The organism is Allofournierella massiliensis, from assembly GCF_964241245.1.
Taxonomy (GTDB): Bacteria; Bacillota; Clostridia; order Oscillospirales; family Ruminococcaceae; genus Allofournierella; species Allofournierella massiliensis.
In genome coordinates this window covers 228,078-241,527 of sequence record NZ_CAXSWZ010000002.1, presented here as the reverse complement: position 1 = coordinate 241,527, position 13,450 = coordinate 228,078, and the positions used below count along the sequence as shown (strand labels likewise).

Genomic DNA, 13,450 nt, shown 5'->3' with positions numbered 1-13,450 from the left:
AAAAGTCTCTTCCGATCCTGCTTTTCACAAAAAGTGGGGGCTGTTGCTCAACTTCCGTTTTGCAACAGCCCCTTTTAAAGGTAAAATATTCCGTGCGAATGCTACGGATCAGCGCTCCTTGGTGGCGATCTCGGTGAGGATCTGGCCGATGAAGGCATCGGGGGTCATCACGCCGCCCTTCTCCTCCTTGCGGGCACGAACGGCAACCAGGCCCTCTTCCATCTCCTTGTCGCCCACAACCAGCATGTAGGGGATCTTCTTGAGCTGGGCCTCGCGGATCTTGTAGCCCATCTTCTCACTGCGGTAGTCGGTGTCCACACGGATGCCGGCAGCCTCCAGCTTCTCGTGCAGCTGGCGGGCGTAGGCGTGCTGACGCTCGGTGATGGGGATGATCTCCACCTGAGTGGGCATCAGCCAGGTGGGCAGAGCGCCGGCGTACTTCTCCAGCAGCAGGGCCAGAGTACGCTCGTAGCAGCCGATGGAGGTGCGGTGGATGATGTAGGGGGTGTGCTCCTGACCATCCTCACCCACATAGGTCATGCCGAACTTCTGAGCCAGCAGCATGTCGATCTGGATGGTAATCAGGGTATCTTCCTTGCCGAACACATTCTTGATCTGGATGTCCAGCTTGGGGCCGTAGAAGGCGGCCTCGTCGATGCCCACCTTGTAGTCCAGACCCAGATGATCCAGAATCTTCTTCATCAGGCCCTGGGCTTCCTCCCACTGCTCGGCGGTGCCCTCGTACTTGTCCTTACGGTTGGGATCCCACTGGCTGAAGCGGTAGCTTACATCCTCGCCCAGGCCCAGGGTATCCAGCATTTCCTTGGCCAGCTCCAGGCAGCCGCGGAACTCCTCCTCCAGCTGGTCGGGACGCAGCACGATGTGACCCTCGCTGATGGTGAACTGGCGTACACGGATCAGACCGTGCATCTCGCCGGAATCCTCATTGCGGAACAGGGTGGAAGTCTCGCCCAGACGCATGGGCAGATCACGGTAGCTGCGCTTGCGGTTCAGGTAAACCTGATACTGGAAGGGGCAGGTCATGGGACGCAGGGCGAAGCACTCCTTGGTCTCGTCGTGGGGGTCGCCCAGAATGAACATGCCGTCCAGATAGTGATCCCAGTGGCCGCTGATCTTGTACAGATCGCGCTTGGCCATCAGGGGGGTCTTGGTCAGCAGGTAGCCCCGCTTCTGCTCGGTGTCCTCCACCCAGCGCTGCAGCAGCTGGATGGCGCGGGCGCCGTTGGGCAGCATGACCGGCAGGCCCTGGCCGATCACATCCACCGTGGTGAAGTACTCCAGCTCACGGCCGATCTTGTTGTGGTCACGCTTGAGGGCCTCTTCCTGCTGCTTCAGGTACTCCTCCAGCTCGCTGGCCTTGGGGAAGGCGATGCCGTACATGCGACACAGGCTGTCGCGATTGGAGTCGCCGCGCCAGTAGGCGCTGGTGGCCTGGGTCAGCTTCACGGCCTTCACCGCGCCGGTGCTCATCAGGTGCGGGCCGGCGCACAGGTCCACGAAGTCGCCCTGCTGGTAAACGCTCAGCTCCCAGCCCTTCTCGGCATACTCTTCCAGCAGCTCCAGCTTGTAGGGCTGGCCGGCGAAGATCTCGCGGCCCTCCTCCACGGTGATGATGCGCTTTTCCACCGGCAGATCCGCCTTGGCGATCTTCTTCATCTCGGCTTCAATGCCGGCGAACTGATCCGGCGTAAAGGGCTTCACACCGCCGATGTCGTAGTACCAGCCGCTCTCCAGAGCGGGGCCGATGCCGAAGTGGGCTTCGGGGTACAGATGCTGGATGGCCTGGGCCATCACATGGGCGGCGGTGTGCCAGAAGGCATGCTTGCCTTCCTCGTCCGCAAAGGTCAGGATCTCCAGCGCGCAGTCCTTGTCCAGCACGGTGCGCAGATCGCACACCTGACCGTCCACCTTGGCGGCACAGGCGCTCTTGTACAGGCCCATACCGATGCTCTTGGCAACCTCGGCAGCGGATACGCCCGCTTCGAATTCCTTGACGGTGCCCTTCAAATCAACTTTAATCATAACTGTTCGACCTCCCGTTTGATCGCTTCGCCCGAAAGGGGCGAAAAAAAAGAAAAAATGCCCCATCCCGTAAAACAATAACGGGATGAAGCATCAAAAAGCTCCACGGTTCCACCCGAATTGCGCACTGTGCGCGCCCACTCGTTTGGGCGATAACGGGCCCTTGCCGGCGGGGGTTCGCCCCCGCGCTCCGCGGTGGTAAGCTGTGGGGGCACTGCGCGCAGCCGCTCTCAGCACGCTCCCAATGGGGAACGGCGGCCTTCTCTATCCGCGTTTTGCCCGCCCGCTCATGTCCGCATCTGCGCTTTTGCGGGATAGGTTCAGCATTATCTTATACCTTCCCTTCCGGATTGTCAATATTTCTTGACAATTTGTGAACTCATCATTAAAATAAATAGTAAGTATATTAGATGATTTGCCGCAGGGTCCGCCCTGCTTTTGTGAAATATAAGCAAAATAGTGTGAATATTTCCAAACGAACATTGGCAACATATTCTGTTGCTTTGCGATAACCAATTCAGCCCGCTTCCACGTTTCTGCCGCACCGCCTGTGTGGCGGTATCGTTGTGCTGCGTGCCGTTCGTTTAAGGCCCCACAAACAGTCGGTCTGCCCCTGCACCATGGCGATCATCTCAGATACCAGTTTTATTTGAGGAGTTGAAAACATTGCCGTCCATTATCACATTGGTAGTGGTGGCAGTCGTTGCAATCGCCGTCGGTGTGGCCGCAGGCTTTTTTTTGGGCCAGCGCTACCGCCGCAAAACCGCTGAAGCAAAGATCGGCAGCGCCGAAGAAGAAGCAATGCGGATTGTGAACGACGCCATCAAAGCCGCAGAACAGAAACGCAAGGAAACCGTAATCGAGGCCAAGGACGAAGCCCTGCGCATGAAAACCGAGGCCGACAAGGAAATCAAGGAGCGCCGCAGCGAGCTGAGCCGCCAGGAGCGCCGCCTGGACCAGAAGGAGGAATCCCTGGACAAGAAGGTGGCCGCTCTGGAGCAGAAGGAAGAGGAGCAGCGCCGCCGCAGCGAGCTGGTGGAGGCAAAGCTGGACGAACTGGAACAGCTGAAGCTGCGCCAGATGGAAAAGCTGGAGACCATTGCCGGCCTGACCCAGGAGGACGCCAAGCACCTGCTGCTGAACCGGCTGGATCAGGAGCTGACCCACGAAAAGGCCATGCGCATCAGCGCCTACGAGTCCAACCTGAAGGACGAGTGCGACACCATGGCCCGCGAGATGATCGGCCAGGCCATCGCCCGGTGTGCCGCTGACCATTCCAGCGAGACCACCGTAAGTGTGGTTCCTCTGCCCAACGACGAGATGAAGGGCCGCATCATCGGCCGCGAGGGCCGCAACATCCGCGCCCTGGAAACCGCCACCGGCGTGGACCTGATCATCGACGACACCCCCGAAGCCATCACCCTGTCCAGCTTCGACCAGGCACGCCGTGAGGTGGCCCGCATGACGCTGGAGCGCCTGATTGCCGACGGCCGCATCCACCCCGCCCGCATTGAGGAGACGGTGGAGAAGTGCCGCCGTGAGCTGGAGCTGTCCATGAAGCGGGAGGGCGAGCGTGCGGTGATGGAGGTGGGCATCCACGGCATCCATCCCGATATCGTGAAGCTGCTGGGCCGCTTGAAGTTCCGCACCAGCTTCGGCCAGAACGTGCTGAACCACTCTCTGGAGGTTTCCTATCTGTCCGGTCTGCTGGCCGGCGAGATGGGCGTGAACGTGACCCAGGCCCGCCGCGCGGGTCTGCTGCATGACATCGGCAAGGCTCTGGATCACGAGATCGAAGGCAGCCACATCCAGATCGGTGTGGAGATTGCCCGCAAGTACAAGGAGAACCCCGCCATTATTCACGCCATTGAGGCGCACCATGGCGATGTGGAGCCCAAGACTCCGCTGGCCTTCATCGTGATGGCCGCCGACGCCATCAGCGCCGCACGGCCCGGCGCCCGCCGCGAGAACCTGGAAAGCTACATCAAGCGGCTGGAGAATCTGGAAGAGATCAGCTGCAGCTTCGAGGGCGTGGAAAACGCCTTTGCCGTGCAGGCCGGCCGCGAGGTGCGCATCATGGTAAAACCGGATGCCATCAGCGACGACCAGCTGATTCTGCTGGCCCGTTCCATCACCAAGAAGATCGAGGAAGAGCTGGATTATCCCGGCCAGATCAAGGTGAACGTGATCCGCGAGAGCCGCGCAGTGGAATACGCCAAGTAATCTTTCAACCATACAACGAGCCCCCGGTGGAAAAATCTCCACCGGGGGCTTTTTTGCCGCAAAAACAAACCGGCCCGCGGGGAGAAACGCTTCCCTGCGGGCCGGTTTTTGTTTTTGTTTGCGTTGGTTCTTCGAATCCGATCAGCCCTGGCAGCCCAGATCGTCCCAGTCACCGAAATCCTCGGCACTGGCAATGCGGGTGGGGTCCAGCTTTCCGTTCTCGTCCAGAGGTTTTTCCGCCGCGCCCAGGGTCACCGGGTTGGGGTTGGGGCCCCGATCCGGCCGCTGGGGATAGGCCGTGGCTTCCGGCTGCGGCTCCGGTTCAGGCTCAGCCTGGCCGGCTCCGGTCTGCTCCGGTTCGGTGGGCACTTCCACATACTCACCTTCAATGTGGGCACTCTTGTTGTAATCGTTCAGCAGCTTATAGGCCACAGCGCCCGCCGCAATGCCCAGAATAATGGAGATCATTCGCTTGAAAAATCCCATGGGTACTCCCTCCTTTTTGAGTAGTATACCACAGGGCCCGCTCCGGTGCAAACCCGGGAGCGGGCCCTGTCTGTTTCAATTTATGATGCCGTACCGATCAGCTGAAGGTGACCACATCGTCCTTCAGGGGCTGGGCGGCTTCCACCGAAAGGGCGGTGAGCACCGGGCCCTTGCCGCCGAACAGGGGGTGGAACTGCACCCGCACCTTGGCGGTGATCTTGATCCAGCTGCGCTGAGCCAGCTTTTTCGCATCGTCATACTTGCAGGGGAAGCCCACAAACTGGATATCCTGCACGCAGCAGGTCATGGCGAAGCGGCCGGGCACAAACTGGTTCTGCCCCACCCGGGGGGTCTGGCAGACCTGGGCAGTGAAGCGCACGGTTTTGCCCGCGTACTTCTCCGGATCCTCGCTGGCATCCAGATACCATACGCCGAAGTCCTCGTCGCCGATTTCGATCACATCCGCGTTGATGTCGAAGGGCAGCTCGTCCGGCAGCTGGTCGTAAGCCACGCTGCCATCGGCGTATTCGTAGGCGATATCGCACCGGCGGCTGGCCTGGCGCACCGCCTTGTGCACGAACTCCTGATCCTCGGCGGTCAGGCCGTCGGCCCGGTTCACCACCAGCAGTTCGCACTGGGCAAATTTATCCAGGAACAGCTGGCGCATGTTGTCGAAGTACATGCGGAAGGTGTTCGCGTCGGCGGTGCCGATGGTCTGGTAGATGACCCAGTTCTCCGGCATGGCTTCGTACAGATCCTGCACCATCCACATGCCGTTGTATTCGAGCACCACTCGGCCCGCGCCGGTCTTTTTCACCAGCTCGGCCAGATGGGTGGGATTCAGCTGCTCCTTGTCCTCAATGAGCTCCACGCTCACACCGCCGAAGGCAAATTTATCGGCGTCGTATTCCTCTTCGCCCTCCTCGCACACCAGCAGCAGGGTCTTGTCGCCGGAGTCGAACTGGGGATCCTCCATGGTCTCCTGCACAAAGCGGGTTTTGCCGCTTTCCAGAAAACCCAGGAACAGATATACCGGAATCTCTTTCACGTTACGTTTCCCTCCCTGCGGCTCAGGCCAGATGGAACAGCTGCTCCAGAGCAGCCTCGTCCAGCTTGGAACCGATCACGCACAGGCGGCCGGTCACATCCGCGGCGCCGCCGCGTACGTCCGCCTCACCGGGCACATGGTCGAAGTAGATCCAGCCGTTTGCACCGGGCAGAATGCCCTTGGCACGCAGTACCACACCGTACTTGCCGCTGTCCAGCTCTTCCAGAGCGGTGCGGATTTCCTCCTCGGTGAACACGCGGGCAGTCTCGCGGCCCCAGCTGGTGAACACCTCGTCGGCGTGATGGTGGTGATGATGGTCGTGGTCATGGCCGCAGCCGCAGCTGCACTCGCCGTCGTGATCGTGATGATGATGCTCGTGGTCATGGTCGTGATCGCAGCCGCACTCGCCGTCATGATCGTGATGATGGTGCTCGTGGTCATGGTCGTGATCGCAGCCGCACTCGCCGTCGTGATCGTGATGGTGGTGCTCGTGGTCATGGTCATGGCCGCAGCCGCACTCCTCATCATGGTCGTGGTGATGATGCTCATGGTCATGATCGTGGTCGTGACCGCACTCCTCGCCGTGCTCGTGGTGATGGCCGCACTCGGGGCATACCTGGGTCTCCTCCAGCAGCTCCTTCACGAAGTCCCGCTTGGACTCCATGGCATCCACAATCTGCTCGCCCTTCAGCTGGTTCCAGTCGGTGGTGACGATGGTGGCTTCCGGGTTCTTCTCCCGGATCATGGCCACGGCGCGGGCGATCTTGTCCTCACTGGCAGCGCCGGTACGGCTCAGAATGATGGCATTGGCATGGCTGATCTGGTCGTTGTAGAACTCACCGAAGTTCTTCATGTACAGCCGCACCTTGTTCACGTCCGCCACGGTCACAAAGCTGTTCAGCTGCACATCCCGCTCGGCGGCAATGCCCTGCACGGCCTTGGTCACGTCGCTCAGCTTGCCCACGCCGGAGGGCTCGATCAGGATGCGGTCCGGCTGGTACTGGTCGATAACCTTCTTCAAAGCCTCCCGGAAGTCGCCCACCAGGCTGCAGCAGATGCAGCCGGAGTTCATCTCGGTAATCTCGATGCCGGCCTCCTTCAGAAAGCCGCCGTCGATGCCGATCTCGCCGAACTCATTCTCGATGAGCACCAGCTTCTGGCCCGCGTAGGCCTCGGCAATCAGCTTCTTGATGAGCGTGGTCTTGCCGGCGCCCAGAAAGCCGGAAAAAATATCAATCTTGGTCATGATGGTTCTTATCTCCTTTTATCTTGCGCAGAACCGCTCCGCCGGGGCGGTGATACGCCCCTGGAGCAGCCCGCTGGAAAACGGTCGTTCTGTTTCTTATTATACTATCTTTGTCAAGGTCATCGCGCGGGTTTTAGCCGTGTACTTTTTGCGAAATTTTGCGTTTTTCTGCCCCTCTCTCTTTTAAAAATCGCTTTAGCGTGTTAATATAAATTTAACACGATTTTGCACGGCGGGCCCTGAACGCGCCCGCTGTGGGAAAAGAGGTAGAACAGATTCCATGAAAACCACCAACGAAAAGATTGCCCAGCTGCGGGCTGCCATGCAGGCCGCCGGGGCAAATGCCTGCCTGATCCCTTCATCGGATCCCCACTCCAGTGAGTATCTGCCCGACCACTGGAAGGCCCGGGCCTATTTCTCCGGCTTCACCGGCAGTATGGGCACCCTTGTGGTAACCGATACCGCCAGCGCCCTCTGGGCGGACGGCCGGTATTTCATCCAGGCCGAGCGCCAGCTGGCCGGCAGTGAAATCCAGCTGCAGAAGATCGCCGTGGAGGGTACCCCCACTGTGACCGAGTATCTGACGGATGCTTTGGGCGAGGGCCAGGTGCTGGCTCTGGACGGCATGGTTACCCCCACCGCCACCGTGCAGGAGCTGGAAAAGGCTCTGGCAAAGAAGGGCACGAAGGTGTTGTCCGTCGATCTGGTCAGCTCCATCTGGGAGGACCGTCCCCCGGTTCCCTCCACCCCCGCCTGGCTTGTGGACGACGAGACCGCCGGTGCTTCTGCCGCCGAAAAGCTGGCCCGCCTGCGCCAAAAGCTGGCCGAGAACGGTGCTTCCGCCATGGTAGTAAGCCGGCTGGACAGTGTGGCCTGGCTGCTGAATCTGCGGGCCGCTGATCTGGACTGCACCCCCTTCGCTCTGGCCTACTGCTTCGTGACCGCCACCAGCGCCACCCTGTTCATCGACCAGAGCCGCCTGCCCGAAGAGGCCACCACCGCGCTGCGGGCGCAGGGCGTGGGCGTGGATGCGTATGACCGGCTACTGGGCACCCTAACCGGCTACCACCACAACCGGGTAATTCTGGTGGACGGTTCCACCAACTGGGCTATTTACAGCGCCCTGTGCCAGAACCCCAACTTCACGGTGCAGATGGGCGAGGATCCCATTCAGGCCATGAAGGGCGTGAAGAACGACGCCGAGATCAAGAACCTGATGAACTGCCATGTGAAGGACGGCGTGGCCATGGTGCGTTTCCAGATCTGGCTGGAGCAGCAGCTGGCCGCAAACGCCGAGATCACCGAGGTGGATGTGGACCGCAAACTGATGGAGCTGCGTGCTGCGCAGCCCGGCAACCTGGGCGTGAGCTTCGACACCATTGCTGCCTACGGCGCCAACGCCGCCATGATGCACTACCACGCCACCCCGGACAACTGCACCAAGCTGGAAAAGCGGGGCTTTTTGCTGGTGGACAGCGGCGGACAGTACAACGACGGCACCACCGACATCACCCGCACCTATGCGCTGGGTGAGCTGACCGAGAACGAGCGCACCTACTACACCTATGTGCTGAAGAGCCACATCGACATCGCCAAGCTCCAGTTCCTCTCCGGCTGCACCGGCGGCAATCTGGATGTGATGGCCCGGGCCGCTGTGTGGCAGCACGGCATCGACTACCGCTGCGGTACCGGCCACGGCGTGGGCTTCATCGGCGGCGTGCACGAAGGCCCCCAGAGCCTGCGGGTAACCAACCATGTGCCCTTCGAGCCCGGCATGACCATCACCGACGAGCCCGGCATCTACGAAGAGGGCGAGGTGGGCATCCGCATCGAGAACGAGCTGCTGTGTGTGGAGCGGGTGAAGAACCAGTACGGCCAGTTCCTGGGCTTCGAGTCCATGACCCGCTGCCCCATCGACCTGACCCCCGTTCGCCCCGAGCTGCTGGACGCGGACGAGAAGGCCTGGCTGAACGCCTTCCATGCCGAGACCTACCGGGATCTTGCTCCCCTGCTGACCGAGGCGGAGGCCGCATGGCTTGCCGAAAAGACCAAACCTCTGGCCTGATTGCTCCTTTTATCCCCCGGATTGTTCCGGGGGATTTTTGCCTTCAGCCGCCAAAATTTACAACTTTGCGCCCCCCTTCGATACAGTTTCGTTACATCGGGGCGGTATAATACGTCTAATAGAACAATCTTGCGAAGGAGGAACGAGACGATGGCCAATCCCCCCGAAGGCTGGAAATACCATTCCGGGGCGGGCCGCCGGCAGGCACCGGAACAGCCGGGCCGCCCGGTTCGCCGTGCTCCTGCAAAGCGCGCCGCCCCCCGTCGTTCCTCTCTGGAAACCCGGTATGCGCCCCAGGCCCAAAAACGGCAGGTGCGCCGGCCACAGCAGCAGCCAACACGGCGTGCGCCCTCCGGCCAGCCCGCGCCCCGGCAGGTAGCACCTGACCGCCGACGCCGCGGTTCCCTTCTGCCCTGGGGGCTGGCGGCACTGATCAGCTGCCTGATTCTGGGCTTCACCTTCGTCTGGTCCACACAGCATGCCCTGCCCGCCGGGGCGGACGCTTCCGGCGCACTGACCGAAGGGGAACCTGCCCCTGCGGTTCAGGATCTGGGCGAATGCGTATTCCGCTCCGGCGGCGATGCGCTGCCGCAGGAGGTGCAGGATACCCTGACCGAATGGTTCGTGCGCTGCTATAACGCCTCTGCCCGGCTGGAAGCCCCCCAACTGGACGATCTGTACGGCCAAAGCGCCGACGCCCGGGAAGCCTGCCTGCTGGATGAGGCCAGCGTGGACTTCATCAGTCAGGTGCGGGCCATGCAGCCGGTGGATCTGACCATGACCGGCTTCACCATCGGCCTGACGGTGGAGGACTGCTCCTGGGAGGGCGAGAACATCACCGTGACCCTGCAGGAGGACGACCAGATCCAGTTTGCCTTTCTGGATGGCCGCACCAGCTCCAGCTGCGGCATTGAGAATACCTTCACCTTCTCTGCCGACGGAAAAATTCTGGCCCACGAAAAGACCGAGGACGGCTTCAATCTGGTGCGGGATGTGTACAGTCGGCAGTCCTCCGGCGGAGAGAGCGGTGTGCAAAGCACCCTGAGCCAGCTGACCGCCGCTGCCAAAGCGGATGTGGACAAGCTTTCCAGCCAACGTCAGCAGTATCTGGCAGACCCGGATGGCCAGAGCAGCGGCCTTTCCTGCGATATGGCCTACGACCGGCAGGCAGCGGTGGATTACGCCCGCCAGTGGGTGGGGCTGACCGCCATGACCCGCAATCCCCAGTGGGGCATCTACGACGACTACGGCGGAAACTGCAACAACTTCACCTCCCAGTGCCTGTACGCCGGGGGCATTCCCATGGACATCTATGGCTACGACACCCAGCAGTGGAAATGGTACAGCGACGTGCCCAACTCCTACGTCGAGGCCCGGGGCCGTTCCTCCAGCTGGAGCGGCGTGGATGAATTTTACACCTATGTGAAGGAAAACAGCGGCTACGGCCTTGTGGCCGAGGCGGACGCCAACCTCTACACCGCCCAGCCCGGCGATGTGCTCCAGTACGGAGCGGACGGCGAATGGAAGCACTCGGTGCTGGTGACCGAGGTAATCAGCGACACCAGTGGCCAGCCGGTGGATTTTCTCATCGCCTCCAACACCACCGACCGGATCGACTGGCCCATGAGCGCCTACGCCTATGCGGACGTGCGGCTGATTCATGTTCTGGGCTACAACAGCTGAAAAAGCGAGCCTGCCCCGGGAGCAATTCCCGGGCAGGCTCGCTTTTTTATGGATTGATTTCCGGTTCAGGCTTCGGCCACTGCCACCAGATATTTGTAGATCTGAAGCCGGTTTTCCTCATAAAGGCCCAGATCCTCGTAGAGTTTTTTATAGTAGGCAAACAGGCTGGCCTTGGTGGAAAGCATCTTCATGGTGTTACGCAGCCCCAGCTGGGTGGCAGTGATGCTCTGGGGATTCTTCACATAGTAATACACCGGCTGTTCCAGCGCATAGAAGCGGGAGGCATAGCGGATGTATTCCAGATTGAACAGCAGATCCTCGCTCCAGCCCAGCTCCACGTTGCACTGGATGTTATGGTTATGCACAATGTCCCGCCGGTAGAGCTTGTTCCACATCACACCGTAGTAAAAGCTGGCGGGCTCCTTCATCAGGCCACGCGCAAAGGTGGTCTTATCGTAAAAGCCGGCATCCAGAAAGCCGTACTGCTCAATGGTCTGGTAGCTGTCCTCCTCGTTTTTGGAAAAGAGGGGCTTGTGGGTTTCCACCCGATAATAGGGGGCGATCACCAGATCGGCGGTGTTCTGCTCCGCCTTTTCCACCAGCAGGCGGGTGGCGTCCGGGGCAAGGTAATCATCGCTGTCCACAAACTGCAGATATTTTCCAGTGGCCATCGAGATGGCCAGATTCCGGGTGGCGGACACACCGCTGTTGTCCTTATCAATGAGCAGGATGCGCTTGTCTGCCCGGGCGTACACATCCGCCACCTGCAGGCTCACATCGCTGCTGCCGTCGTTCACCAGAATAATCTCCAGATTCGGATAGCTCTGTCTGCGGATGCTTTCCACACAGCGGGCAATGTGCAGCTTTGCGTTATAAACCGGCACGATCACACTGACCAGCGGCTGCTCCATCCCTGATTCCTCCTTCGATTCCGTTTGATCCTCTACATTTCAGTGTAGTGCATCCGGCGGCGAAAATCAACCGGATTCCCTTTCCTTTTCTGCAGTTTTTGAGAAGGGTTTGTATTTTTGGTCATCAGCCGGTATAATAGCAGAAAAAGCCCTGCCCAGGCACGGGCGATTTTGCCCCAAAGGAGTGACCATTTTATGATGACCGAGACCATGCAGGCCCTGCGGGATCTGCAAAAGAAGCTGTACGCCTTTCAGTTCGCGCTGAATGCGATCGACTTCGACGCCCAGACCGTGGCCCCCAGCGAAAGCTACCCCGGCCGGGGCGAGGCGCTGGAGGTGCTGAGCGGCATCAAATACAGCCTGATCGCTGACCCCAGCCTGCCCGCGCTGCTGGAAAAGGCCCGCAGCGAGGAGCGCACCGAGCAGGAGGCCGCCGAGGTGGCCGAGCTGCAGCGCATGTACGACGAGACCAGCAAGATTCCCGCCCAGGAATACGCCGCCTTCGTGAAGCTGACCACCGCCGCGGTGAATGCCTGGGAGAAGGCCAAGGCCGCCAGTGATTTCTCGCTGTTCGCCCCCTATCTGGAGCAGATCGTGGCCTACCGCCGCCGCACCGCCGCCTACTTCGATGCCAATAAGGCCCCCTATGACGTGTGGCTGGACCAGTACGAGAAGGGCCTGTCCATGGCCCAGTGCGACGCCTTCTTCGACCAGCTGAAAGCGGTGATTCAGCCGCTGGTGAAGGAGATCGGCCAGCGGGGCGCAAAGATTCCCAGCGATTTTCTGAAGGGCACCTGGCCCATCGAGGCCCAGAAGATGCTCTCCGCCGCGGTGATGAAGCTGATGGGCATCGACGAAAGCCACTGCGTGCTCAGCGAGAGCGAGCACCCCTTCACCACCGAGTTCTACAAGGGCGACGTGCGCATCACCACCCACTACCACGAGGACGACATGGCCAGCAATCTGTACTCGGTGATCCACGAGGGCGGCCATGCTCTGTATGAGCTGCACATGGCCGACCGGCTGCAATACACCTGCCTGTCCGGCGGCGCGTCCATGGGCCTGCACGAGAGCCAGAGCCGCCTGTGCGAAAACTATCTGGGCCGGAGCCTGGGCTTCATCAGGAGCCTGTGGCCCACCCTCACCGAGCTGTTCCCCGCCCAGCTGGCGGGCGTGACCCCCGAGGCCTTCTACAAGGCGGTGAACCAGTGCCAGCCCAGCCTGATCCGCACCGAGGCGGACGAGGTGACCTACTGCCTGCATGTGATGGTGCGCTACGAGCTGGAAAAGCGCCTGATGGACGGTTCGCTGGCCGTGAAGGATCTGCCTGCCGCCTGGAACGCCCAGATGAAGGAGCTGCTGGGCGTGGAGGTGCCGGACGACGCCCACGGCGTTTTGCAGGACATTCACTGGGCCTGCGGCGACCTGGGCTACTTCCCCAGCTACGCGCTGGGCACCGCCTACGGCGCTCAGATGATGGCCTCCATGCGTAAAGAGCTGGACGTGGACGGCCTGCTGGAGGCGGGCAACTGGGCCCCCATCACCGGCTGGCTGGAGGAGCGCATCTGGCAGTACGGCAAGGAAAAGACCCCCGCCCAGCTGCTGCAGAACGCCTGCGGCGGCGCCTTCGATCCCAAATTCTACACCGATTATCTGGTGGAAAAGTATTCCGCCATTTACCAGCTGTAAGGGCGGCGAGGCCTTGCCTTTTGCCCGCGCCTTTGCTATACTGAGTAGCGGAATTA

Annotated in this window: 10 protein-coding genes; 5 read left to right on the top strand and 5 right to left on the bottom strand. The window is 60.8% G+C overall.

Annotation, left to right across the window (positions count from 1 at the left end; all coding sequences use genetic code 11):
- Positions 1–108 precede the first annotated feature (108 nt).
- Positions 109–2,043, bottom strand: coding sequence for a threonine--tRNA ligase (gene thrS / locus ACESYO_RS02380; RefSeq protein ID WP_058963167.1), 1,935 nt, complete (start codon positions 2,041–2,043; stop codon positions 109–111).
- A 666-nt stretch (positions 2,044–2,709) separates the two neighbouring features.
- Between thrS and rny the strand changes: the two genes are divergently transcribed.
- A complete protein-coding gene (gene rny, locus ACESYO_RS02375; RefSeq protein WP_373209316.1) occupies positions 2,710–4,266 on the top strand; it encodes a ribonuclease Y in 1,557 nt (518 codons plus the stop codon).
- Between the two features lie 141 nt (positions 4,267–4,407).
- On the opposite strand, the gene ACESYO_RS02370 is transcribed toward rny, so the two are convergent.
- The 3 genes from ACESYO_RS02370 to ACESYO_RS02360 form a co-directional block, all read right to left on the bottom strand.
- On the bottom strand, positions 4,408–4,752 hold the full coding sequence (locus tag ACESYO_RS02370) for a hypothetical protein (protein WP_058963166.1): 345 nt from the start codon (positions 4,750–4,752) through the stop codon (positions 4,408–4,410).
- 97 nt (positions 4,753–4,849) lie between these two features.
- Positions 4,850–5,800, bottom strand: a complete 951-nt coding sequence (locus ACESYO_RS02365; RefSeq protein ID WP_373209315.1) for a TIGR03943 family putative permease subunit — start codon at positions 5,798–5,800, stop codon at positions 4,850–4,852.
- A gap of 22 nt (positions 5,801–5,822) precedes the next feature.
- The gene (locus ACESYO_RS02360) at positions 5,823–7,046 is read right to left on the bottom strand and encodes a CobW family GTP-binding protein (RefSeq protein WP_373209314.1); all 1,224 of its coding nucleotides are present in this window, start codon (positions 7,044–7,046) and stop codon (positions 5,823–5,825) included.
- Between ACESYO_RS02360 and ACESYO_RS02355 the strand changes: the two genes are divergently transcribed.
- The 3 genes from ACESYO_RS02355 to ACESYO_RS02345 all read left to right on the top strand — a co-directional run bounded on the left by ACESYO_RS02355 (position 7,045) and on the right by ACESYO_RS02345 (position 10,794).
- Positions 7,045–7,233 (top strand): hypothetical protein, encoded by a 189-nt coding sequence (locus tag ACESYO_RS02355; RefSeq protein WP_346672035.1) that lies wholly within the window; start codon positions 7,045–7,047, stop codon positions 7,231–7,233. The genes ACESYO_RS02360 and ACESYO_RS02355 overlap by 2 nt on opposite strands.
- Before the next feature lie 93 nt (positions 7,234–7,326).
- Positions 7,327–9,111: an aminopeptidase P family N-terminal domain-containing protein gene (locus tag ACESYO_RS02350; RefSeq protein ID WP_373209313.1), complete on the top strand. Its 1,785-nt coding sequence runs from the start codon at positions 7,327–7,329 to the stop codon at positions 9,109–9,111.
- Positions 9,112–9,261: 150 nt separating this feature from the next.
- Positions 9,262–10,794, top strand: coding sequence for an amidase domain-containing protein (locus ACESYO_RS02345; RefSeq protein ID WP_373209312.1), 1,533 nt, complete (start codon positions 9,262–9,264; stop codon positions 10,792–10,794).
- Positions 10,795–10,859: 65 nt separating this feature from the next.
- Here ACESYO_RS02345 and ACESYO_RS02340 read toward each other — a convergent pair whose 3' ends face one another.
- Complete coding sequence (locus ACESYO_RS02340) at positions 10,860–11,705, bottom strand: glycosyltransferase family 2 protein (protein WP_058963161.1); 846 nt, start codon at positions 11,703–11,705, stop codon at positions 10,860–10,862.
- A 195-nt stretch (positions 11,706–11,900) separates the two neighbouring features.
- On the opposite strand from ACESYO_RS02340, the gene ACESYO_RS02335 reads away from it, so the two are divergent.
- A complete protein-coding gene (locus ACESYO_RS02335; RefSeq protein ID WP_373209311.1) occupies positions 11,901–13,394 on the top strand; it encodes a carboxypeptidase M32 in 1,494 nt (497 codons plus the stop codon).
- Positions 13,395–13,450: the final 56 nt, after the last annotated feature.

What these genes read in the sequence shown, in the direction of transcription:
- ACESYO_RS02345 (WP_373209312.1), top strand. Translation starts at nt 9,262, where the DNA reads ATGGCCAATCCCCCCGAAGGCTGGAAATACCATTCCGGGGCGGGCCGC.
- ACESYO_RS02355 (WP_346672035.1), top strand. Translation starts at nt 7,045, where the DNA reads ATGATGGTTCTTATCTCCTTTTATCTTGCGCAGAACCGCTCCGCCGGG.
- ACESYO_RS02340 (WP_058963161.1), bottom strand. Translation starts at nt 11,705, where the DNA reads ATGGAGCAGCCGCTGGTCAGTGTGATCGTGCCGGTTTATAACGCAAAG.
- thrS (WP_058963167.1), bottom strand. Translation starts at nt 2,043, where the DNA reads ATGATTAAAGTTGATTTGAAGGGCACCGTCAAGGAATTCGAAGCGGGC.
- ACESYO_RS02360 (WP_373209314.1), bottom strand. Translation starts at nt 7,046, where the DNA reads ATGACCAAGATTGATATTTTTTCCGGCTTTCTGGGCGCCGGCAAGACC.
- ACESYO_RS02370 (WP_058963166.1), bottom strand. Translation starts at nt 4,752, where the DNA reads ATGGGATTTTTCAAGCGAATGATCTCCATTATTCTGGGCATTGCGGCG.
- ACESYO_RS02335 (WP_373209311.1), top strand. Translation starts at nt 11,901, where the DNA reads ATGATGACCGAGACCATGCAGGCCCTGCGGGATCTGCAAAAGAAGCTG.
- ACESYO_RS02350 (WP_373209313.1), top strand. Translation starts at nt 7,327, where the DNA reads ATGAAAACCACCAACGAAAAGATTGCCCAGCTGCGGGCTGCCATGCAG.